The sequence below is a fragment of the Cellulosimicrobium funkei genome, from assembly GCF_001019615.1.
Taxonomy (GTDB): domain Bacteria; phylum Actinomycetota; class Actinomycetes; order Actinomycetales; family Cellulomonadaceae; genus Cellulosimicrobium; species Cellulosimicrobium cellulans_E.
The window spans coordinates 1-21,800 of record NZ_JNBQ01000049.1 but is presented as its reverse complement, the minus strand read 5'-3'; the positions used below and the strand labels follow the sequence as shown (position 1 = coordinate 21,800).

Genomic DNA, 21,800 nt, shown 5'->3' with positions numbered 1-21,800 from the left:
CGTGCGCGTCCGCCTCGACCTCGCCTACGAGGGAACGGAGTTCGCCGGCTGGGCCCGCCAGCCCGCGCTGCGCACCGTCCAGGGCGCGATCGAGGACGGCCTGGCGACGCTCCTGCGCGGCCCGGCGCCGCGCCTCACCGTCGCGGGGCGCACGGACGCGGGGGTGCACGCGCGCGGGCAGGTCGCGCACGTCGACCTCACGCTTGACCAGTGGGCGGCCCTCCCCGGGCGCTCCGACCGCGCCCCCGGCGACGCACTCGTCGCGCGGCTCGGCGGGGTGCTCCCGGGGGACGTCGTCGTCCACCGCGCGGCGCCCGCGCCCGCGGGCTTCGACGCGCGGTTCTCCGCGCTGCACCGCGCGTACACGTACCGGGTCGCGGACGACCCGACGCGGCGCGACCCGCTGCGGCGGGCGTGGGTCCTGTGGAACCGGCGCCCGCTCGACGTCGCCGCGATGGACGCCGCCGTGCGGCCGCTGCTCGGGGTGCGCGACTTCGCCGCGTTCTGCAAGCCCCGGCCCGGGGCGACGACGATCCGCGAGCTCCAGCACCTGTCGTGGTCGCGGCCGGTCGACGGGCCCGACGCGGGCCTCGTCGTCGCGCACGTCCGCGCGGACGCGTTCTGCCACAACATGGTGCGCGCGCTCGTCGGCGCGTCGCTCGCCGTGGGGGAGGGCCGACGCGGGGTCGACTGGCCCGCGCAGCTCCTCGCGAGCCGCCGTCGCGACGCGGGGGTCCGGCGTCGTCCCCGCCCACGGGCTCGTGCTCGAGGAGGTCACGTACCCGCCCGACGCCGAGCTGGCCGCCCGGGCCGACCGGATCCGCGCGGTCCGGAACGAGGAGGACGTCTGGGACGAGGGCGTGTCGCGCGACCCGGGCTGACCACCGCGGGACTACGCCGTCACGGCTCCTCGACGACGTGCACGGCGGCCTCCTCGGCGCCCGCGGCGCCCCCGGAGATGCCCTCGTCGTCCGCGTAGGTGTCGTTCTGGCGGCCGTCCAGCGCGTCGGGGTCCGCCACGAGGCGGCCCGAGCGGGTCGCGTCCGGTCGGTCGAGCGGGTCCCGGTCCCACTCCTCGGGCTCCTCCTCGGCGAGGCGCTGGTCGAGCGTCTCGCCGTGCACCTCTTCCCACGGCGTCTCGCCGAAGTGGTTGGTGCGGGGGCGGTCGGGCGGGGAGTACCCCTCGTCGAGGACGTCGTCCACGCCGCGGTCGAGCAGCGTGTCCTCGGCCTGGAGCTGGTCGTTGTCGCCCTCGGCGCCGGTCTCCGGGTCCGGGCTGGTGCCGGTGGTGTCTTCGCTCATGCGTCCACAGTGGCACCTCGTGCGGTCGGACGCAGCATCTGCGCGCCGACCTGCACCGACGTGCCGCCGGCGATACCGTGGGACGGGTCGCGTGCGACGCGGCCACCCCCGCGAACGAGCCCGAGAACCGAGGACCACCATGGCCGGCATCGACGACATCCTGTCCACCATCCCGCTCGACCAGCTCGCCGGCCGGCTCGGCGTCGACGAGGCGACGGCGCAGCAGGCCGTGGGCGCGGCCCTCCCCGCCCTGCTGGGCGGGCTCCGGGCGAACGCGCAGGACCCTGCGGGCGCGGCGTCGCTCGGCAAGGCCCTCACGCAGCACGACCCGTCGCTCGTCGAGGGCGGCGTGAACCTCGACGACGTGGACACGGCCGACGGCGAGAAGATCGTCCGCCACGTGTTCGGGTCGAACGAGGAGGCCGTCGTCGCGCAGCTCGCCGACTCGACGGGCGCGCAGCAGGGCCTGCTGTCGAAGGTGCTGCCCGCGCTCGCGCCGATCGCGCTGGCGTTCCTCGCGAAGCAGCTCGGGGGCAAGGACTCCGGCGCGGGGTCCGCCCCGGCGGCGCAGGAGGGCTCGGGCGGCGGACTGGGCGACCTGCTCGGCGGTCTCCTGGGCGGCGGCTCCGGCGGCTCCGGCGGCTCCGGCGGCTCCGGGGGCGGCCTCGGGGACCTGCTGGGCGGCCTGGGCGGCCTCCTCGGGGGCGGCCGGCGCTGAGACCGGGGTCGACGACGGTCGTCCCGCTCGGGGCGCGTCGACGTCGGAGCGGGCGGGCGCGCGCGGAATCCGCGTGACCCGGCGGGTCCGGCCGGGAGACGATGGCCTCGTGGGACACCTCGACCTCAGCGACGTCACGTATCACCTGCCCGACGGGCGCACGCTCCTCGACGGCGTGAGCCTGCGCGTCGCGGACGGCGCGAGGGTCGCGCTCGTCGGGCCGAACGGCGTCGGCAAGTCGACGCTGCTGCGCATCGTCACGGGCGACGTCGCGCCGCACGGCGGGGCGGTCGTGCGCAGCGGGGGCCTCGGCGTCATGCGGCAGGACGTGGGGCGCATCGACGACGACCGCACGGTGCGCGACCTGCTCGTCGAGCTCGCGCCGGCCGCGGTCAAGGAGGCGGCGCTCGAGCTCGCCGCGGCGGAGCACGGCATCATGACGGTCGACGACGAGCCCGCCCAGCTCCGGTACGCCCAGGCGCTCGTCGACTGGGCCGACGTCGGGGGCTACGACGCCGAGGCGGCGTGGGACGAGGTGACCGACGAGGTCCTGTCCGTCCCGTTCGAGAAGGCGCAGTGGCGCGACGTGCGCACGCTGTCCGGCGGCGAGCAGAAGCGCCTGGCGCTCACGGCGCTGCTCCGGGGGCCCGAGGAGGTCCTGCTGCTCGACGAGCCGGACAACCACCTCGACGTGCCGACCAAGCGCTGGCTCGAGGAGCGGCTCGTCGCGTCGCCCAAGACGGTCCTCTACGTCTCGCACGACCGCGAGCTGCTGTCCCGCACCGCGACGCAGGTGGCGACGCTCGAGCCGACGCCGGGCGGCGGGACGGTCTGGGTGCACGGCGGCGGGTTCGCGACCTACGGGCAGGCGCGCGCCGACCGGCGCGAACGGCTCGCCGAGCTCGCGCGGCGCTGGGACGAGGAGCACGCCAAGCTGCGCGAGCTCGTGCAGACGCTCAAGACGAAGGCCGCCTACAACGACGGGCTCGCGAGCCGGTACCAGGCGGCGAAGACGCGCCTGCGCAAGTTCGAGGAGGCGGGCCCCCCGGAGGTGCTCGCGCGCGAGCAGCGCGTCACCGTGCGTCTCGCGGGCGGGCGCACGGCGAAGCGTGCCGTGACGTGCCGGTCGCTCGAGCTCACGGGGCTCATGAAGCCGTTCGACCTCGAGGTGTTCTTCGGCGAGCGCGTCGCGGTGCTGGGCTCCAACGGGTCGGGCAAGTCGCACTTCCTGCGGCTCCTCGCCGCGGGCGGGAGCGACCCCGAGCCCGGGGTGGTGCCCGACCCCGCGACCTCCGACGGCGTCCGGCCCGACCCGGTGGCGCACACGGGTCGCGCGGTGCTCGGCTCGCGCGTGCGGCCCGGCTGGTTCGCCCAGAACCACGACCACCCGGAGCTGCGCGGGAGGACCCTCCTGGAGATCCTCCACCGCGGTGACGGGCACCGGGCCGGCATGGGCCGCGAGGGCGCGAGCCGCGCGCTCGACCGCTACGAGCTCGTCGGGCAGGCGGAGCAGCGCTTCGAGACCCTCTCGGGCGGGCAGCAGGCGCGGTTCCAGATCCTCCTGCTCGAGCTCGACGGCGCGACCCTCCTGCTGCTCGACGAGCCGACGGACAACCTCGACCTGCACTCGGCCGAGGCGCTCGAGGCCGGTCTCGCCGCGTTCCAGGGGACGGTGCTCGCCGTGACGCACGACCGGTGGTTCGCGCGCGGGTTCGACCGCTACCTGGTGTTCCGTGGCGACGGCGAGGTCGTCGAGGCGTCGGAGCCGGTCTGGGACGTCGAGCGCGTGCAGCGGGCGCGCTAGCCGCCGCGTGCCGGGGGCGGGCACCACCGTCCCTATCCTGGTGGGCATGGCCGTCCACAAGATCGTGCTCTTCTACGCCTTCACGCCGCTGCCCGACCCGCGCGCGGTGCAGCTCTGGCAGCGGGCGCTGGGGGAGCGCTGGAACCTCACGGGACGCGTGATCGTCGCGGAGCACGGGATCAACGCGACGCTGGGCGGGACGGTCGAGGACCTCAAGCAGTACGTGAAGACGACCCGGCAGTACCCCGGCTTCGCGGACATCGACGTCAAGTGGTCCGACGGCACGGGCCGGGACTTCCCGCGCCTGTCCGTGAAGGTGCGTCCCGAGCTCGTGGCGTTCGGCGTCCCCGACGAGGTCGTGGTCGACGAGAGCGGCGTCGTGGGAGGCGGCACGCGGCTGAGCCCGCAGGCCCTGCACGACCTCGTGGCCGAGCGGGGCGACGACGTCGTGATGTTCGACGGCCGGAACGCGTTCGAGGCGGAGATCGGACGGTTCCGCGGGGCGGTGGTGCCCGACGTCGCCACGACGCGCGACTTCGTCGCCGAGATCGACTCGGGCCGCTACGACGACCTCAAGCAGCGGCCGGTCGTCACCTACTGCACCGGCGGCGTGCGGTGCGAGGTGCTGTCCGCGCTCCTGACCGCCCGCGGCTTCGAGGAGGTCTACCAGCTCGACGGCGGCGTCGTGCGGTACGGCGAGGCGTTCGGGTCGCAGGGGCTGTGGGAGGGATCCCTCTACGTGTTCGACGAGCGCATGCACGTCGACCTCGGCCCGGGGTCGACCCCGCTCGGCGCGTGCACGGGGTGCGGGGCGGCGACGGCGAAGTACGAGAACTGCGTCGACCCGAGCTGCCGGACGCTGCGCCTGTACTGCCCGGACTGCGTGCACGTCGCGCGCACGACGCGGTGCGAGACGTGCGTGGTCGAGCGCCCGGCCACCGGCCTGTCCACGAGGTCCGCCGCTTTGACCGGTGGCCTGCCCCGCGGGTAGTCTGGTGAGTCGTTGTGCTCATCTCACGACGCCCGTGTCGCTAGCGCGCCCACTCGCTGCCGGCCAAGGAGCGGGTGTCGACCGAGCCCGCCGCGCAACGACCTGCCCTCTCGGCCGCACGCTTCAGCGGCCGAAGAAGACATTCTGAGACAGAAACGAAGGCTACGACCGTGCGTACGTACACCCCGAAGCCCGGCGACGTCCAGCGCGACTGGTACGTCATCGACGCGACCGACGTCGTCCTGGGCCGCCTGGCCACCCACGTGGCCACCCTGCTGCGCGGCAAGCACAAGCCGACCTTCGCTCCGCACGTCGACGGCGGTGACTTCGTCATCGTCATCAACGCCGGCAAGGTCGCCCTGAGCGGCAACAAGCGCGAGCAGAAGATGGCCTACAACCACTCCGGGTACCCGGGTGGTCTGCGTGCCGTCGCCTATGGCGACCTGCTCGACAAGCACCCCGAGCGTGCTGTGGAGCGGGCCGTGCGCGGCATGCTCCCCAAGACCACCCTCGGTCGCGCCCAGTTCGGCAAGCTCAAGGTCTACGCGGGTGCCGAGCACCCGCACGCCGCGCAGCAGCCGAAGCCGTTCGAGATCACCCAGGTCGCGCAGTAATCGCCGCCCAGGCGTAGCGCACAGAGAGACGCGAGGACACCACCCGTGGCCGAGACCACCGTCGACACCGACACCCTGGGCGACGAGACGCCCAGCACCTACACCTCTGAGTCCGCTGCCCCCACGGGCCGTGGCCAGAGCATCACCGCCCCCGGCCAGGCCCTGGGCCGCCGCAAGGAGGCCGTGGCGCGCGTGCGCCTCGTCCCCGGGACCGGGCAGTGGAAGATCAACGGGCGCTCGCTCGAGGACTACTTCCCGAACAAGGTTCACCAGCAGCTCGTGAACTCCCCGCTGAAGCTGGTCGACGTCGAGGGCCGCTTCGACGTCGTCGCCCGCATCAGCGGCGGCGGCACCTCCGGCCAGGCCGGTGCGCTGCGCCTCGGCATCGCGCGTGCGCTCAACGCGATCGACGCCGAGCACAACCGCCCCGCGCTGAAGAAGGCCGGCTTCCTCACTCGCGACGCCCGCGTCGTCGAGCGCAAGAAGGCCGGTCTCAAGAAGGCCCGTAAGGCACCGCAGTACTCCAAGCGCTGATCCGCGCTGTGCGCTCGTCGGCCCCGGTGGACCTCGTCCACCGGGGCCGACGTCGTTTGTGAGGGACGGTGACCAAGCCCCGTCGAGGGCGTGGCAGGGCAGGCGGTCGTACGGTCGACGTACGGCCGGTCGAGGAAGGACTTTCCATGGGACGGCTTTTCGGCACCGACGGGGTGCGCGGGCTGGCGAACGGCAACGTGACGGGCGAGCTCGCGCTCGACCTCGGCGTCGCGGCGGCTCGCGTGCTCGCGAGCGGGCAGGAGGAGGGGCACCGTCCGCGCGCGGTGGTGGGGCGTGACACGCGGGTCTCGGGCGAGTTCCTGGGCGCGGCGCTCATCGCCGGGCTCGCGAGCGCGGGCGTCGACGTGAAGGACGTGGGCGTGCTGCCGACCCCGGCCGTCGCGTACCTGACGAGCACCATGGACGTCGACTTCGGCGTCGTGATCTCGGCCTCGCACAACCCGATGCAGGACAACGGGATCAAGTTCCTCGCGCGCGGGGGCGTCAAGCTCGACGACGCGGTCGAGGACCGGATCGAGAGCCTGCTCGGGCAGGAGTGGCAGCGCCCGACGCACGGCACGGTCGGACGCATCTCGCCCGACCGTGGTCGCGCGGGCGGTGCGTACGTCGAGCACCTCATGGCGAGCATCGGCGCCGACGAGGACCACAAGCCGCTCGCCGGCCTGCGCATCGCGGTCGACTGCGCGAACGGCGCGGCGAGCGACGTCGGCCCCGCGGCGCTGCGTGCGGCCGGCGCGGACGTCGTCGTCATCAACGCGAGCCCCGACGGCCGCAACATCAACGCCGCGTGCGGCTCGAACCACCCGGAGCAGCTCCAGGCCGTCGTCGTGGCGTCCGAGGCGGACTTCGGCGTCGCGTTCGACGGCGACGCCGACCGCTGCATCGCGGTCGACCACGGCGGCACCGTCGTCGACGGCGACCAGATCATGGGCGTCCTCGCGCTCGCGCTCAAGGACGAGGGCGAGCTCCCGCACGACACGCTCGTCGTGACGGTGATGAGCAACCTGGGCCTCCTGCTCGCGATGCGCGACGCCGGGATCACGACCGTCCAGACGGCGGTCGGCGACCGGTACGTCCTCGAGGAGATGCGGGCCCACGGGTACGGGCTCGGGGGCGAGCAGTCGGGGCACATCGTGCTGTCGCGCTACGCGACCACGGGGGACGGCGTGCTCACGGCCCTCCAGCTCGCGGCGCGCGTCCGGGCGACGGGCCAGAAGCTCGCCGACCTGGCGAGCGTCGTGCAGCGCCTGCCGCAGACGCTCCTCAACGTCTCCGGCGTGGACAAGGCGCGCGCGTCGAGCGACGAGACGCTGCTCGCCGCCGTCGCGGACGCGGAGCGGACCCTCGGCGAGACGGGTCGCGTGCTGCTCCGGCCGTCGGGTACCGAGCCGCTCGTGCGCGTCATGGTCGAGGCCGCGACGCAGCAGCAGGCCGACGCCGTCGCCGCCCGGCTCGCGGGCGTCGTGCGGGACCGGCTCGCGCTGTGAGCGCGACGGGGCGGACGACCGGCGTGCGTCAGGGGGTCGACGAGACGCTGCGCGAGCACGTCGTCGCGCTCCTCGACGCGTACGACGACGGCGTCCTGCCGATCGTGCAGGCGGGTCAGCCCGTGCTGCGCACGCCGGCGGTGCCGTACGCCGGGCAGCTCGGCGACGTGCTGCCACGGTTCCTCGAGGCGATGCGCGCGACGATGCACGCGGCGCCCGGGGTGGGCCTCGCGGCGCCGCAGGTCGGGATCGGCCTCGCGGTCGCCGTCGTGGAGGACCCGGGCGCCCCCGACGCGGACGACGAGCGCGAGCGCCCGCCGCTCGCGTTCCGGGTGCTCGTCAACCCGCGGTACGAGGCCGTCGGCGACGAGACCAGGACGTTCTTCGAGGGATGCCTGTCCGTGCACGGCTGGCAGGCGGAGCGGACGCGCGCCCGCTCGGTGCGTCTCACCGGGCAGGACGAGACGGGCGAGCCGTTCGACGACGTGCTCACCGGGTGGGCGGCGCGGATCGTCCAGCACGAGACCGACCACCTGCGCGGCGAGCTGTACGTCGACGGGGCCGACCTGCGCACCCTCTCGTCCACGCTCGGGGTCGCGCGGCTCCCGGGCGCCTCCCGCGAGGCGGGCTGACCGGGCCACGCGGTCCTGAGCGGCGCGGCACGGGAGCGAGCGTCGGCGCGGGAGACTACGGGGGTGGACCCGCTCAGCCGACTCCTCGCCGCGCCGCCCGACCTGCCGGTGGGGCCCCACCTCCCCGAGGTGGTCGCCGCGGTGCGGGCGGCGGGCGCCGTCGTCGTGCAGGCACCGCCCGGCACGGGCAAGACGACCCTCGTGCCGCCGGCCCTCGCCGTCGCTCTGGGGGGCGCCCCGGACCGGCGCGTCGTCGTGACGCAGCCCCGGCGGCTCGCGGCCCGGGCGGCGGCCCGGCGGCTCGCGACGCTGCTCGGCGAGGACCTCGGAGGCACGGTCGGCTACACCGTGCGGGGCGAGTCGCGCACGTCGCGCCGCACCCGGGTCGAGGTCGTCACGACGGGCACGCTCGTCCGCCGGCTCCAGCGCGACCCCGAGCTGCCGGGCGTGGACGGCGTCGTGCTCGACGAGGTGCACGAGCGTCACCTCGACGACGACCTCGCGCTCGCGCTCCTGGCGGACGTGCGCGAGAACCTGCGCGACGACCTCGCGCTCGTCGCGATGTCCGCGACGGTCGAGGCCGGGCGGACCGCCCGGGCGCTCGCCACGGGATCACGGTCGGTGCCGGTCGTCGAGGTCGAGGGCGGGCTCCACCCGGTCGACGTCGTCTGGTGCCCCGGGCGCGGTCCGCGCACCGACGCGCGGGGCACCGCGCCCGCGCTGCTCGACCACGTCGTCGCGACGACGCACCGCGCGCTGCGCGAGCGGACGGGCGACGTCCTCGTGTTCGTCCCCGGCGCGCGCGAGGTGGACACCGTCGCGGGCCTGCTGGCACGCGGGCTGTCCGACGTGGACGTGCGCCCGCTGCACGGCCGCCTGCCCCTGCGCGAGCAGGACCGGGCGCTCGAGCGCGGGCCCCGGCGCCGGGTGGTGGTCTCGACGGCGGTCGCGGAGTCGTCCCTCACCGTCCCGGGCGTGCGGGTCGTCGTGGACGCCGGCCTCGCGCGCGAGCCGCGCACGGACGTGCGGCGGGGACTGCCCGGCCTCGTGACCGTGGCCGTCAGCCGCGCGGGCGCCGAGCAGCGCGCCGGCCGTGCCGGGCGCGAGGGCCCGGGGGCGGTGTACCGGTGCTGGTCGGAGGGCGACCACGCACGGCTCGCGTGGCACCCGGAGCCGGAGATCCGCACGGCCGACCTCACCGGGTTCGCGCTCGAGCTCGCGTGCTGGGGCAGCCCCGACGGCGCGGGGCTCGCGCTGCTGGACCCCCCGCCACCGGCGGCCTGGGCCGCCGCGCGTGACGTGCTGCACGGCCTGGGGGCCGTGGGGGCCGACGGGGTGACGCCGCTCGGGCGCCGCATCGCCGCCGTCCCCGCCGACCCGCGGCGCGCGCGGGCGCTGCTCGACGCCGTCCCCGAGGTGGGGGCGGGGCTCGCCGCGGAGGTCGTGGCGCTGCTCTCGGAGGACGTGCGCGTGCCGGGGGCCGACCTGCCGGCCGCGCTGCGTGCGCTGCGCCGCGGGGGTCCGGGTTCCGGCGCGTGGGCCGCGCAGCGCGACCGGCTCGAGGGGGTGGCGCGGGCCGCCTCGGCCGAGGACGCCGCCGCCACGGGATCGCGCCCGGCCGCACGGGGCAGGCCGGCCGACGACGCCGCCGTCGGGCACGTCGTCGCGCTCGCGCACCCCGACCGGTTGGCCCGCCTGCGGCCGGGCGGCGAGACGTACCTCCTGGTCTCGGGAGCCGGCGCACGGCTGCCGCCGGGTTCGCCCTTGCAGGGCGCGCCGTGGCTCGCGGTGGCGGACGTGGACCGCGCGGCGGGCCGGGCGGACGCCGTCGTGCGGTCCGCCGCGCCCGTCGACGAGGCGACGGCGCGGGCCGCCGCGGCGCCCGAGCTGCGGTCGACCGGTATCGCCGAGTGGTCGGGCGGGCGCGTGCGCGCCGCCCGGGTGACCTCCCTCGGCGCGATCGAGCTCGCGCGCGAGCCGTGGCGCGACCCGCCCGCGGACCTCCTGGCGGCGGCGGTGCGTGACGGGCTGCGCCGGGACGGTCTCGACGGCCTCCCGTGGTCCGACGGCGCGCGCCGGCTGCGCGACCGCCTGCGGTTCCTGCACCGCGTCCTGGGCGACCCGTGGCCCGACGTCGGCGACGAGGCGCTCCTGGACCGCCTGGACGCCTGGCTGGGCCCCGACGTCCCCGCCGTCGCCCGGGGGAAGCGTCCGGACCTCGGGGGTGCGCTGCGCCGTCTGCTGCCGTGGCCGGAGGCGGCGCGCCTCGACGCGCTCGCGCCCGAGCGGCTCGAGGTCCCGAGCGGGTCCCGTGTCGCGGTGGCCTACGACCAGGACCAGCCGGTGCTCGCGGTCCGGCTCCAGGAGACGTTCGGCTGGGCGAGCACGCCGCGCGTCGCGGACGGGCGCGTGCCCGTGCTGCTGCACCTGCTCTCCCCGGCGGGTCGCCCGGCCGCGGTCACGGCCGACCTGGCCTCGTTCTGGGTGCAGGGCTATCCGCAGGTGCGCGCCGAGCTGAGGGGCCGCTACCCCAAGCACGCGTGGCCGCAGGACCCGGGCACCGCCCAGCCGCTGCGGGGGACGCCGCGCCCGCGCCGGCGCGACGCCTGAGCCGGCGGAGGGCCCTGGTCCTCACGACGTACGCTCTCGTCGCGAGAAGTCGTTCGTCGGGATGACGCGTCGTCGGCCGCGGCACGGAAGACTCGTCACCGGGCGCGGCGCTGCCGGGCGGGAATCCTCAGGGGCGAACCGGGGGTTTCCCTGATGGTCGACGTCGTCGCGCTCCGTAGGCTTGTCGTGGCGCAGGACGCCCGACCTGCCGCCGCCGCCAGCCTGGCCTCCCCGCCAGCCGACGAACGAGGACGCCGTTGCCCGACGCCGTGTCGACCTTCCTGGAGAATCTGGAGACCTGGATTCTCGCCCTCGCGGCGTCCGCGTGGATCTACCCCGCGCTGTTCGGCTTCGCGACGATCGACGGGTTCTTCCCGCCCATCCCGAGCGAGTCCGTCGTCATCACGCTCGCGGTGTCCGCCCACGCGACCGGCGAGCCGAACCTGCTGCTCGTGCTCCTGGTCGCCGCGGCGGGCGCGTGGACGGGCGACCAGATCGCGTTCTCGATCGGCCGCGCCATCGGCACCGACCGCGTCCGGTTCCTGCGCTCGCCGCGGGGCCGCAAGGCCGTGGCCTGGGCGGAGCGAGCCCTCGCGCACCGCGGGGCGTCGTTCATCCTCGCCGCACGCTACATCCCCGTCGGCCGCGTCGCGGTGAACATGACGGCCGGCGCCGTGGGCTACCCGCGCCGCCGCTTCATGGCGTTCTCCGGGATCGCGGCCGTCACGTGGGCGGTGTACTCGGTCCTCATCGGGCTCGTCGCCGCCCAGTGGTTGGGCCACGAGCCGCTCCTCGCGATGGTCGTCGGCGTCGTCCTCGGGGTGGCCACCGGCTTCGTCATCGACCGCGTGCTCATGATGCGCGCACGGCACCGGGGCGAGCTCCCGGTGGTGGTCCCCGTGCCCGCGGCGCCGACGACCGGCGACCCGGCCCCGCGGGGCACGAGCGCGGACGCGAACGGCACGCCGGTGGCCGGCACGGAGGTGACCGGCACGGAGGTGACGAGCACCGAGGTGACCGGCACCGACGAGGGCGTGTCGTCCGGGGCGCCGGGGGCGACGCCGTCGGGGAGCACGGGCGGGCCGGGCGCGCCGCGCACTCCGGGCGCGGCACCCCGCGGCTGAGCCGAGCCGCCGCGGGACGGGACCCGGTGACGGGCCTCGCGCGCCACGACGTCGCGCGGGCTCAGAGCTTGCGCAGCCGCACGCGCTGGACGGAGTGGTCCGACCCCTTGGTGAGGACGAGCGTCGCGCGGCCGCGCGTCGGCAGGATGTTCTGCTCGAGGTTCGGGGCGTTGATCGCGTCCCAGATCGACTTCGCCTTCTCGACCGCCTGCTCGTCCGTGAGGTCGGCGTAGCGGCGGAAGTACGACTCGGGCCGGGCGAACGCCGTGCGGCGCAGGGCGAGGAACCGGTCGACGTACCACTGCCGGATGTTGCGCGTACGGGCGTCGACGTAGATCGAGAAGTCGAAGAAGTCGGAGACCGCGACCGTGGACTCGTCGTGCGCGCTCGGCCGGGCCGGCTGGAGGACGTTCAGCCCCTCGACGACGAGCACGTCGGGCTTGCGCACGACCGCCTCCGCCCCGGGCACGATGTCGTACGTGAGGTGGTCGTAGACGGGCGCCTTCACCTCGGCGTGGCCCGCCTTGACCTTGGACAGGAACCGGATGAGCGCGCGGCGGTCGTAGGACTCGGGGAAGCCCTTGCGGTCCATGAGGCCGCGGCGGGCCAGCTCCGCGTTCGGGTAGAGGAAGCCGTCGGTCGTGATGAGCTCCACGCGCGGCGTCTCGGGCCAGCGGGCCAGCATCTCGCGCAGGACGCGTGCGGTCGTGGACTTGCCCACCGCGACCGACCCCGCGACGCCGATGACGTACGGCGTGTTGCCCGTCTCCTCCCGGAGGAACGTCGACGTCGCCTCGTGGAGCCCCGACGTCGCGGTCACGTAGAGGTTGAGCAGGCGCGACAGCGGGCGGTAGACGGCGTCGACCTCCGCGAGGTCGATGGGGTCGCCCAGGCCGCGCAGCCGGGTGACGTCGTCGTCCGTCAGGGGGAGCGGCGTCGACTCCGACAGGCGGCTCCACACCGCGCGGTCGAGGTCGACGTACGGCGAGGACGACGGTGCCGCGAGATGGGCCGGCAGGAGGTCGGACGGGTCGTCGACGGGGAAGGACACCCGCCCGATTCTGCCGGATCCGCGGCGGTGCCGGTGCACGAGGGCCTTCGGGACCGTTTCCGGCCGCGCCGGCGCGGCACGGCGGGTCGGCCTCGGACGCGCCTCCGGACCCGTCCGTCCCTGCGAACGTGCCGGGGCGGTGCTCAGCGTGGAGCGGTCCCCGCCCCGCGCTCCGGGCGCGCCGCGCGACGCCGGCGCGGCGCGGGCTCGACGGCGGGGCCCGGGCCGGCGAGCGCGAGGTCGGGCAGCCGTGTCATGAGGGCGAGCGCGTCGGCCGGGGCGTGCGCGTGGACGTCGTTGTCGAGGTAGACCTCGACGTCGTGACCGGCCTCGCACCAGGTCCGGACGCGCTCGGCCCACGCGTCGAGGACGCGTGGCCGGTAGCCGCTCGTGTACAGCTCCTCGTCGCCGTGGAGCCGCACGTACACGAGGTCGCTCGTGACCGCCTCCACGAGCGGCCAGTGGCCCGCACCGTCCGAGATCGCGAAGGCCACCCGGTGCCGTCGCAGCAGGTCGAGCGCCTCGGCGCTCGCGAACGACTCGTGACGCGGCTCGAGCGCGTGGACCAGCGGACGGTCGGCATCCACGTCGGTCCAGGCGGGTGCGCGCAGGCGGTCGTCGTGGTCGCCCGCGAGCCGGGCGGCCTCGGCCGTCGTCCGGGGCAGGAGGGCGAGGAACTCGTCGAGCAGCGCGGCGTCGAAGGTCGTGCGCGCCGGGAGCTGCCACAGCACGGGCCCGAGGCGGTCGCCGAGGGCGAGGACGCCGCTCGCGAAGAAGTTGGCGAGGGGCGTGCGCACGTCCCGCAGCCGCTTCATGTGGGTGACGAACCGCGGCCCCTTGACCGCGAACGTGAACCCTTCGGGCGTCTGCTCGCGCCACGCGACGAACGACGACGGACGTTGCAGCGAGTAGAACGACCCGTTGAGCTCGACCGCGGGGAACACGGAAGCGACGTGCTCGAGCTCACGACGCTGGGGGAGGCCGGGCGGGTAGAACGGGCCGCGCCAGTCGGCGTACCGCCATCCTGAGAGACCGATGCGAACGGTGGGCACGAGGTCCACCCTCACCGGCACGGGCGCCGTTCGCCCGCGGGGACGACTTTGGCAGCGGACCTCACGAAAAACCGCGGGATCGGGCGGCTCCGGAGTGGCGCACGTCCGTGGCTAGACTCGATCACCATGTGCGGAATCGTGGGCTACGTAGGCCCTGGAACCATGGTCGGAGAGGCCTCGGGGCGACCCCTCGACGTCGCTCTCGAAGGACTCGGCAGGCTCGAGTACCGCGGCTACGACTCGGCCGGGGTCGCGCTCGTCGCGCCCGGGATCGACGCTGTCGCGTTCGCCAAGAAGTCGGGCAAGCTCGCGAACCTCGTCGAGGAGATCGACCTGCACCCGCTCCCCGCGGCGACCGCGTCGATCGGTCACACGCGGTGGGCGACGCACGGCGGCCCGACGGACACCAACGCCCACCCGCACCTCGCGGACGACGACCGCCTCGCGGTCATCCACAACGGGATCGTCGAGAACTTCGCGACGCTCAAGTCCGAGCTGCTCGCCGAGGGTGTGCGGTTCCGGTCGGAGACGGACACCGAGGTCGCGGCGCAGCTCCTGGCCCGCGCCTACCGCGAGACCAAGGACCTCACGCTCGCGATGGGGCAGGTCGCCCGCCGCCTCGAGGGCACGTTCACGCTCCTGGCCGTCCACGCCGACTCGCCCGACACGGTCGTGGGCGCGCGGCACGACTCGCCGCTCGTCGTCGGGATCGGGGAGGGCGAGAACTTCCTCGGCTCGGACGTCGCGGCGTTCATCTCCCACACCAAGGAGGCGCTCGAGCTCGGGCAGGACCAGATCGTCACGATCACGCCGACGTCGGTCGAGGTGACCGACTTCGACGGGAACCCGGCCGAGGCCAAGCGCTACACGGTCGACTGGGACGCGGCCGCCGCGGAGAAGGGCGGCTTCTCGTCCTTCATGGACAAGGAGATCCACGACCAGCCGCACGCCGTCGCGGACACGCTGCTCGGCCGGACGGATTCCTCGGGCAAGCTCGTGCTCGACGACCTGCGCATCGACGAGGCCGTGCTGCGGTCGGTCGACAAGATCATCGTCGTGGCGTGCGGGACCGCCGCGTACTCGGGCCACGTCGCGAAGTACGCGATCGAGCACTGGTGCCGCATCCCGGTCGAGGTCGAGCTCGCGCACGAGTTCCGCTACCGCGACCCGATCGTCGACGAGAAGACGCTCGTCGTGGCCGTGACGCAGTCCGGCGAGACGATGGACACGCTCATGGCCGTGCGCCACGCGCGCGAGCAGGGCGCCAAGGTCATCTCGATCGTCAACACGCACGGCTCGACCATCCCGCGCGAGTCCGACGCCGTGCTCTACACGCACGCCGGGCCGGAGATCGCGGTCGCCTCGACCAAGGCGTTCCTGTCGCAGATCACCGCGGCGTACCTCCTGGGCCTCTACCTCGCGCAGCTGCGCGGGAACAAGTTCCCCGACGAGATCTCGGCGATCCTCGAGGACCTGCGCGACATGCCGCGCAAGATCCAGACGGTGATCGAGCGCGGTGAGTACGTGCGCGCGACCGCCCGGTCGATGAAGGACGCGACGTCGGTCCTGTTCCTCGGCCGGCACGTCGGGTTCCCCGTCGCGCTCGAGGGCGCGCTCAAGCTCAAGGAGCTCGCGTACATCCACGCCGAGGGCTTCGCGGCGGGCGAGCTCAAGCACGGGCCGATCGCGCTCATCGACGAGGGCCAGCCGGTGTTCGTCGTCGTGCCGTCGCCCAAGGGTCGCGAGGGCCTGCACTCGAAGGTCATCTCGAACATCCAGGAGATCCGGGCCCGTGGGGCGCGGACGCTCGTCATCGCGGAGGACGGGGACGACGCCGTGCGCCCCTACGCGGACGAGATCTTCTGGGTCCCCGAGTCGCCGACGCTGCTCTCGCCGCTGCTGGCCGTCGTGCCGCTCCAGATCTTCGCGATGGCTCTCGCGACGGCCAAGGGCCTCGACGTCGACCAGCCGCGCAACCTCGCGAAGTCGGTCACGGTCGAGTAGCCCTCCGCCGCACCGTCGGACGCCCGATCAGGTGGTCCTGGTTCGTCCGGTCTCCCGGACGAGCCAGGACCACCTGCTCGTGGAGGGCCGACGGCCTGGTCGCCGTCGGCCGTAGGGTGGGCGCATGATCAAGGGCGTGGGGATCGACGTCGTGGACGTCGCGCGGTTCATGGAGACCCTCGAGCGGACGCCCCGGCTCCGGGAGAAGCTGTTCACGGACGCCGAGCGCGACCTGCCCCCCGCGTCGCTCGCCGCGCGGTTCGCCGCCAAGGAGGCCATCGCCAAGGCTCTCGGGGCTCCCGCGGGCATGCGCTGGCACGACGCGACGGTGCACCGCGTCGTCGGTGGCCCGCCGGAGGTCGAGATCACGGGCACGGTCGCGGCGCGCGCGGACGCGCTCGGCATCACCGCCTGGCACCTGAGCATCTCCCACGACGCCGGCATCGCCTCGGCCATGGTCGTCGCGGAGGGCTGACCGCCCGCCGCGCTGTGGGTATGAGAAGGGCCCGGTTCTCGGCCGAGAACCGGGCCCTTCTCACGCCCACACGGTGCGGCGGTCAGGACTGGAGGGCGGGGATGACCTGGCGCTGGAAGAGCTCGAGCTGGTCGCGGTCCGTCGCGGCGAACGGGAAGTAGCCGATCGCGTAGCCGAGGCCCTGGTCGCGCAGACCCGTGAGCGTCTCGACGATCTGCTCCGGCGTCCCGACGAGCGGGCCGCCCCGCCACGACGCGACGTTGTCGTCCGCCTTCTCCGGGAACCAGCGCCGCGCGTGCTCCTCGATCCGGTCCAGCCGGTCCGCGACGTCCTGCTCGGTCTCGCCGATGACGACGTTGTAGTTGGCCGAGCGCGTGATCTCGCCGAAGTCGCGGCCGAGGTCGCGGCAGTGCTGCTCGAGCACCGCGGACTTGTGGGCGAAGCCCTCGGGCGAGCCGTCGAAGTTCGTGTACTGGGCGTGCTGCGCCGCGATGCGCAGCGTCTTCTTCTCGCCGCCGCCGGCGATCCACAGGGGGATGCTCGGCTTCGCGCCCTCGCCGTCCACGACGACCCGCTGGAGGGGCTGCGGGTAGCAGAGCGCGCCGTCCACCTGGTAGCGCTGGCCCTCGAACGTGCCCGACGACCCGGTGCGCCACATGCGCGCCATGATCTCGACGCCCTCGTCGAGCGCGCGGAGGCGCTCGCCCGCGCTCGGGAACCCGTACCCGTACGCGCGCCACTCGTGCTCGTACCAGCCCGCGCCGATGCCCATCTCGAGCCGGCCGCCGGAGACGTGGTCGACGGTCGCGGCGACCTTCGCCAGGTACGTCGGGTCCCGGTACGCCATGCACGTGCACATCTGGCCGAGGCGCACGCGCTGCGACGCCGCCGCGAACGCGGCCATGAGCGTCCACGCCTCGTGCGTCGCCTCGGTGCTCGGGGTCGGTGTGGTGTGGAAGTGGTCGTAGACCCACACGCCGTCCCACGCGAACTCGCCGCCCGGCAGGGGCTCGCCCGCCGCGGCGTTGTCGGCGTAGTGCAGGAGGGAGAGCATGGTCTTCCAGTGGTCCTCGGGCGCGACGTCGACGAGGTCGTAGCGCCAGCCCTGGGGGATGAAGAGTCCGAATCGCATGGTCGTCACCCTATGCGGGGCCGCGCGGACGCCCGCCCTGCGCCGTCCGCCGTCTCACCCTGCGGCCGTCCGCGCAGGCGACCGGGGCACGGGGTCGGCAGGATGAGGTCATGATCGAAGCCTGGTCCGCGGCCGACGTGCGTGCCGCCGAGGAGCCCCTGCTCGCGGCGGGAGTCCCGCTCATGGAGCGAGCGTCGTTCGCGCTCGCGACGATCGTCGCGCGGGACCTCGCGCGACGGCGCTCGGTCGCCCTGCCCGACGGCGGGCGCCGGGACGGGCGCGTGACGGGCGCCCGGGCGGTCCTGCTCGTGGGGTCGGGCAACAACGGCGGGGACACCCTCCACGCGGGCGCGTACCTCGCGCGGCGGGGCGTCGAGGTGCTGGCCGTCCTCACCGGCGAGCACGCGCACGCGGGCGGGCTCGCGGCGCTCCGGGACGCGGGCGGGTCCGTCGAGGTGCTCGTCGGCAGTCCCGACGACACGACGCGCGCCGACCGGCCGCACGACCACCTGGACCCGCACGTCGCCGGCCGGGTCGCCGCGCAGGTCGCGCGCGCCGACGTCGTGCTGGACGGCCTCGTCGGCATCGGCGCCCGTGGACCGCTCCGCGGCGTCGCGGCGGACCTCGTGCGACACGTCTCCGCGGTGCTCGACGGCGACGCGCACGCGGGCGGGGAGCCCGGCGGCGACGGCGTGCCCGGGGACGACGGCGGGCGTTCTCCCGGGCCCGGGTCCGGGGCGCGCGGGCGCCCCTGGGTCGTCGGGGTCGACACGCCGAGCGGGGTCGGCGTCGACGACGGCACGGTCCCCGGACCGGTGCTGCGGGCCGACCGCACGGTGACGTTCGGTGCGGCCAAGCCCGGTCTCCTCCTGCCGCCCGCGACGCACCTCGCCGGGCACGGCGCGGTCGTGGACGTCGGGCTGCGCCTGGGCGCCCTGGCCGAGGACGGCGCCGCGCCGCGGCCCGTCGTGCGGCGCCTCGAGCGTGCGGACGTCGCGGCGCGGTGGGTCGCGCCGGGGCCGACCGACCACAAGTACACGCGCGGCGTCGTCGGCGTCGTCGCGGGCACGCCGACCTTCCCGGGCGCGGCGGTGCTCGTCGTGGACGCCGCTGTCCGCACCGGCCCGGGCATGGTCCGCTACCGCGGGCCCGACGACGTCACGCGCGCGGTGCTCGCGGCCCGGCCGGAGGTGGTGCCCGCCGTGGGCCGCGTGCAGTCCTGGGTGCTCGGACCCGGCGTGCCGCCCGTCCCCGGACCGGACGACGACCCCGTGGACGACGGCGGGCAGCACGAGCGGGTCCGGTACGCGCTCGCGGCCGCGACGGGCGAGCTCGCCGCGGACGTCGTGGGGGAGCGGGTGCCCGTGGTGGTCGACGCCGGGGCGCTGTCCCTGCTGCCCGACCGCTGCCCGCCGTCGGTCGTCCTCACCCCGCACGCGGGGGAGCTCGCGACGGTGCTGCGGTCGCGCGGCGACGACGTGACGCGCGCCGACGTGGAGGCCGAGCCGCTGCGGTGGGCGCGGCGCGCGCACGAGGCCACCGGGGCGACGGTGCTGCTCAAGGGGTCGGCGACCGTCGTCGTCGGGCCGGAGGGCGCGTGGTCCCAGGCGGACGCGCCGGCCTGGCTCGCGACGGCGGGGGCGGGGGACGTGCTCGCCGGGATCCTCGGCACGGTGCTGGCGGTGCACGCCGAGCGGGTCGTCCGAGAGCCGGGGCTGGCCGCAGAGCTCGCTGCCGCGGCCGCCGTCGTGCACGGCCTCGCGGCGGAGCGGGCGAACCCGGGCGGCCCGGTCGCGGCGCTGGACGTCGCCGAGGCGGTCCGTGCCGTCGTCGCCGAGCTGCTCGCGGCGCGCTGAGCGCGGGACCCACGCCGGTACCGTGGAGGCGTGGTCCCCCTCCCCGTGCGCGACGGCCTCAACCCGACGCGCCTCGTGCTGCCGCACGACGCCGACAGCGTCGCGCGGTACACGCGCACGCTCGACTACGTGCGCCACCGCTTCCCGGACGACGCCGCGCGCCTGGCGGAGAAGGTCGCGGCGGGCGAGGTGGTCGACGGGCGCGGCCGGCCGGTCGACGCGACCACCCCGTACGAGCCGCGCGGCTTCGTGTTCCTCTACCGGGACCCGCCGGTGGAGCCCGACGTGCCGTTCGAGGTCCGCGTGCTGCACCGCGACCGGGACCTGCTCGTCGTCGACAAGCCGCACTTCCTCGCGACGATCCCGCGCGGGTCGTACGTGGCGCGCTCGGTGCTCGTGCGGCTGCGGCGCGACCTCGACCTGCCCGACCTCAGCCCCGCGCACCGCCTCGACCGCGTGACGGCCGGCGTCCTGCTCCTCACGCTGCGCCCGCAGGTGCGGGGCGCGTACCAGGAGCTCTTCGCGCGGCGCGAGGTGCGCAAGACGTACGAGGCGGTGGCGCCGTGGGACCCGGCGCTGGAGCTGCCGGCGACCGTGCGCAGCCGCATCGTCAAGCGGCGCGGCGTCATGCGCGCCGAGGAGGTCGACGGCGAGCCCAACGCGGAGAGCCGCGTCGACGTGATCGAGGCCGACCCGGCGCGCGGTCTCGCGCGGTACCGGCTGGAGCCGCACAGCGGCAAGACGCACCAGCTGCGGCTGCACATGGCGCGCCTCGGGGTGCCGATCGTGCACGACAACTTCTACCCCGAGCCGTACGACGTCGCGCCGGAGGACTACTCCCGGCCGCTCCAGCTCGTGTCGCGCTCGCTCGCGTTCGTCGACCCGCTCACGGGTCGCGAGCGCCGCTTCGAGACGGACCGGACGCTCGGCGCCTGGTGAGCGGGCCCCGGTGACCCGGCCCGGTGCGCCCGCCGGGCGGACTCGTCACAGGTGGAGCGCGACGCCCGGCGTCGGGACACGCAGGACGTCGGACAGCCCGGCGGCCGCGAACGCTCGCTCGACGTCGGCGACCGACTCGCTGAAGTGCGCCCACCCCTCGGCGTGCACGGGGACGACGACGCGCGGCCGCAGGAGCCGCGCGACCTCGGCCGCTCCCGCGCCGTCGAGCGTGAGCGCCGCGCCGTCGAGGATCGCGGGGACGCGCGCGGCGCCGGCGTGGACGATCGCGACGTCGACGGGCCCGACGCGGTCGGGGATCTCCGCGACCAGCTCCGGGGCGGCGTTGTCGCCGGACAGGTAGACGCGGGGGAGCCCGTCGCCGTCGAGGACGAACCCCGTGACGTCGCCGAGCACGCGCTCCGCTCCCTCCGGGCCGTGCCGCGCGGGGACGCCGGTCACGCGCAGCGCGCCGCCGTCGGGCCGGCGCAGCACGGTCGCTTCCCAGGGGGCGAGCCCGACGACGCCGGGGACGTCGGGCGCGAGCCGCGCCGCGCCCGCGGGGGTCGTGAGGACGCGCGGGACGTCGGGCAGGAGCGCCCGCCCGCTGAGGTCGAGGTTGTCGACGTGCTGGTCGTGCGAGACGAGCGCGACGTCGAGCGGGCCGAGCGCGTCGGGGGCGACGGCCGGGCCGCGCAGGCGCGTGCTCGTGCCGCCGCCCGGGCGCGGGTAGTCGCGGGGCGCGTCGAACCCGGGGTCGGAGGCGATCGTCAGCCCGCCGAGGCGGAGCAGGAGCGCCGGGCCGCCGACGTGGAGCAGCGTGAGCCCGCCGTCGTCGGGCGTCGTGAGCGCGGTCTCGTCGGGCCGGGGGACGGGGTGCGGTGCGGTGGTCATGGGTCGAGCCTCGCGCGCGGGACCGGGACGCGACAGTGGCCCGCAGGACGATGATCGGTAGGATCAGGCCATGACCGTCGTGGCAGCTCCCGTCGCGGGCGTCGTGGAGCCCCTGCGGGACCGCGTGCCCGCCCGCGAACCCTCCGGACGACCCGAGCGCGTCGCGGTCGTGGCGTTCGACGGCATCAGCCCGTTCCACCTGGCCGTCCCCAGCCTCGTCCTCGGCTCCGACGCGCTCACCGGGGGCGCGGGACCCGCGTACGACGTCGTGGTGTGCGCGCCGACGCCCGGTCGCCTCGCGACGTCGGCAGGCTTCGCGCTCCACGTCGACCACGGGCTCGAGGCGATCGAGGACGCGGCGACCGTCGTGCTGCCGAGCTGGCACCCCGACGTCGAGCCGCCGCCAGCGCTCCTGGCCGCGGTGAGGGCCGCGCACGCGCGCGGCGCCCGCGTCGTGGGGCTGTGCCTGGGCGCGTTCCTCGTGGCGGCGAGCGGCGTGGCGGACGGGCGCGAGGTCGCGACGCACTGGCGCGCGGCCGAGCGGCTCGCCCAGGACCACCCGG

19 protein-coding genes and 1 pseudogene are annotated in these 21,800 nt (G+C 75.5%); 15 read left to right on the top strand and 5 right to left on the bottom strand.

The window, feature by feature from the left end:
• Position 1 precedes the first annotated feature (1 nt).
• Positions 2 to 881, top strand: a pseudogene (gene truA, locus FB00_RS19425) (tRNA pseudouridine(38-40) synthase TruA).
• A 19-nt stretch (positions 882 to 900) separates the two neighbouring features.
• Here the strand turns inward: truA and FB00_RS19420 are convergent.
• A complete protein-coding gene (locus FB00_RS19420; protein ID WP_047234567.1) occupies positions 901 to 1,302 on the bottom strand; it encodes a DUF5709 domain-containing protein in 402 nt (133 codons plus the stop codon).
• A gap of 139 nt (positions 1,303 to 1,441) precedes the next feature.
• On the opposite strand from FB00_RS19420, the gene FB00_RS19415 reads away from it, so the two are divergent.
• From FB00_RS19415 to FB00_RS19375, 9 genes are all read left to right on the top strand, one after another.
• Positions 1,442 to 2,020: a DUF937 domain-containing protein gene (locus FB00_RS19415; RefSeq protein WP_047234566.1), complete on the top strand. Its 579-nt coding sequence runs from the start codon at positions 1,442 to 1,444 to the stop codon at positions 2,018 to 2,020.
• Positions 2,021 to 2,129: 109 nt separating this feature from the next.
• Complete coding sequence (locus tag FB00_RS19410; RefSeq protein WP_047234565.1) at positions 2,130 to 3,824, top strand: ABC-F family ATP-binding cassette domain-containing protein; 1,695 nt, start codon at positions 2,130 to 2,132, stop codon at positions 3,822 to 3,824.
• A 46-nt stretch (positions 3,825 to 3,870) separates the two neighbouring features.
• On the top strand, positions 3,871 to 4,815 hold the full coding sequence (locus tag FB00_RS19405) for a rhodanese-related sulfurtransferase (RefSeq protein ID WP_082141530.1): 945 nt from the start codon (positions 3,871 to 3,873) through the stop codon (positions 4,813 to 4,815).
• A gap of 170 nt (positions 4,816 to 4,985) precedes the next feature.
• On the top strand, positions 4,986 to 5,429 hold the full coding sequence (rplM, locus tag FB00_RS19400; RefSeq protein WP_047234564.1) for a 50S ribosomal protein L13: 444 nt from the start codon (positions 4,986 to 4,988) through the stop codon (positions 5,427 to 5,429).
• Positions 5,430 to 5,474: 45 nt separating this feature from the next.
• Complete coding sequence (gene rpsI, locus FB00_RS19395) at positions 5,475 to 5,963, top strand: 30S ribosomal protein S9 (RefSeq protein ID WP_047234563.1); 489 nt, start codon at positions 5,475 to 5,477, stop codon at positions 5,961 to 5,963.
• Between the two features lie 146 nt (positions 5,964 to 6,109).
• Positions 6,110 to 7,471, top strand: coding sequence for a phosphoglucosamine mutase (gene glmM, locus FB00_RS19390; RefSeq protein ID WP_047234562.1), 1,362 nt, complete (start codon positions 6,110 to 6,112; stop codon positions 7,469 to 7,471).
• Complete coding sequence (locus FB00_RS19385; protein ID WP_156532888.1) at positions 7,468 to 8,103, top strand: peptide deformylase; 636 nt, start codon at positions 7,468 to 7,470, stop codon at positions 8,101 to 8,103. The genes glmM and FB00_RS19385 overlap by 4 nt, the downstream gene beginning before the upstream one ends.
• 63 nt (positions 8,104 to 8,166) lie before the next feature.
• Positions 8,167 to 10,713: an ATP-dependent helicase HrpB gene (gene hrpB, locus FB00_RS19380; protein ID WP_047234561.1), complete on the top strand. Its 2,547-nt coding sequence runs from the start codon at positions 8,167 to 8,169 to the stop codon at positions 10,711 to 10,713.
• Positions 10,714 to 10,970: 257 nt separating this feature from the next.
• Positions 10,971 to 11,837 carry a DedA family protein gene (locus FB00_RS19375; protein WP_082141529.1) on the top strand — a complete coding sequence of 289 codons (867 nt, stop codon included), beginning with the start codon at positions 10,971 to 10,973 and terminating at the stop codon, positions 11,835 to 11,837.
• Positions 11,838 to 11,898: 61 nt separating this feature from the next.
• Here the strand turns inward: FB00_RS19375 and coaA are convergent, their stop codons facing one another.
• Both coaA and FB00_RS19365 read right to left on the bottom strand, forming a co-directional pair.
• Positions 11,899 to 12,888 (bottom strand): type I pantothenate kinase, encoded by a 990-nt coding sequence (gene coaA, locus FB00_RS19370; RefSeq protein WP_144425440.1) that lies wholly within the window; start codon positions 12,886 to 12,888, stop codon positions 11,899 to 11,901.
• A 143-nt stretch (positions 12,889 to 13,031) separates the two neighbouring features.
• Positions 13,032 to 13,940 (bottom strand): DUF72 domain-containing protein, encoded by a 909-nt coding sequence (locus FB00_RS19365; RefSeq protein WP_047234570.1) that lies wholly within the window; start codon positions 13,938 to 13,940, stop codon positions 13,032 to 13,034.
• Positions 13,941 to 14,066: 126 nt separating this feature from the next.
• Here FB00_RS19365 and glmS point away from each other — a divergent pair, with 126 nt between their 5' ends.
• Positions 14,067 to 15,944, top strand: a complete 1,878-nt coding sequence (gene glmS, locus FB00_RS19360; protein WP_047234560.1) for a glutamine--fructose-6-phosphate transaminase (isomerizing) — start codon at positions 14,067 to 14,069, stop codon at positions 15,942 to 15,944.
• A 124-nt stretch (positions 15,945 to 16,068) separates the two neighbouring features.
• Positions 16,069 to 16,419 carry a holo-ACP synthase gene (locus FB00_RS19355; protein WP_047234559.1) on the top strand — a complete coding sequence of 117 codons (351 nt, stop codon included), beginning with the start codon at positions 16,069 to 16,071 and terminating at the stop codon, positions 16,417 to 16,419.
• Positions 16,420 to 16,501: 82 nt separating this feature from the next.
• Here the strand turns inward: FB00_RS19355 and FB00_RS19350 are convergent, their stop codons facing one another.
• Entirely contained in the window at positions 16,502 to 17,551 is a 1,050-nt protein-coding gene (locus FB00_RS19350; RefSeq protein ID WP_047234558.1) for a TIGR03560 family F420-dependent LLM class oxidoreductase, read from the bottom strand.
• Positions 17,552 to 17,661: 110 nt separating this feature from the next.
• On the opposite strand from FB00_RS19350, the gene FB00_RS19345 reads away from it, so the two are divergent.
• Positions 17,662 to 19,407 (top strand): bifunctional ADP-dependent NAD(P)H-hydrate dehydratase/NAD(P)H-hydrate epimerase, encoded by a 1,746-nt coding sequence (locus FB00_RS19345; protein WP_047234557.1) that lies wholly within the window; start codon positions 17,662 to 17,664, stop codon positions 19,405 to 19,407.
• A gap of 30 nt (positions 19,408 to 19,437) precedes the next feature.
• Complete coding sequence (locus FB00_RS19340) at positions 19,438 to 20,346, top strand: pseudouridine synthase (RefSeq protein WP_047234556.1); 909 nt, start codon at positions 19,438 to 19,440, stop codon at positions 20,344 to 20,346.
• A 45-nt stretch (positions 20,347 to 20,391) separates the two neighbouring features.
• On the opposite strand, the gene FB00_RS19335 is transcribed toward FB00_RS19340, so the two are convergent.
• The gene (locus FB00_RS19335; protein WP_082141528.1) at positions 20,392 to 21,237 is read right to left on the bottom strand and encodes an MBL fold metallo-hydrolase; all 846 of its coding nucleotides are present in this window, start codon (positions 21,235 to 21,237) and stop codon (positions 20,392 to 20,394) included.
• A gap of 70 nt (positions 21,238 to 21,307) precedes the next feature.
• Between FB00_RS19335 and FB00_RS19330 the strand changes: the two genes are divergently transcribed.
• Positions 21,308 to 21,800 (top strand): DJ-1/PfpI family protein (locus FB00_RS19330; protein ID WP_197088864.1); only part of this gene is annotated, 493 nt, incomplete at its 3' end.

Coding starts and splice junctions, on each gene's coding strand:
- FB00_RS19420 (WP_047234567.1), bottom strand. CDS start 1,302: ATGAGCGAAGACACCACCGGCACCAGCCCGGACCCGGAGACCGGCGCC.
- FB00_RS19415 (WP_047234566.1), top strand. CDS start 1,442: ATGGCCGGCATCGACGACATCCTGTCCACCATCCCGCTCGACCAGCTC.
- FB00_RS19405 (WP_082141530.1), top strand. CDS start 3,871: ATGGCCGTCCACAAGATCGTGCTCTTCTACGCCTTCACGCCGCTGCCC.
- glmM (WP_047234562.1), top strand. CDS start 6,110: ATGGGACGGCTTTTCGGCACCGACGGGGTGCGCGGGCTGGCGAACGGC.
- glmS (WP_047234560.1), top strand. CDS start 14,067: ATGTGCGGAATCGTGGGCTACGTAGGCCCTGGAACCATGGTCGGAGAG.
- FB00_RS19355 (WP_047234559.1), top strand. CDS start 16,069: ATGATCAAGGGCGTGGGGATCGACGTCGTGGACGTCGCGCGGTTCATG.
- FB00_RS19350 (WP_047234558.1), bottom strand. CDS start 17,551: ATGCGATTCGGACTCTTCATCCCCCAGGGCTGGCGCTACGACCTCGTC.
- FB00_RS19345 (WP_047234557.1), top strand. CDS start 17,662: ATGATCGAAGCCTGGTCCGCGGCCGACGTGCGTGCCGCCGAGGAGCCC.
- FB00_RS19335 (WP_082141528.1), bottom strand. CDS start 21,237: ATGACCACCGCACCGCACCCCGTCCCCCGGCCCGACGAGACCGCGCTC.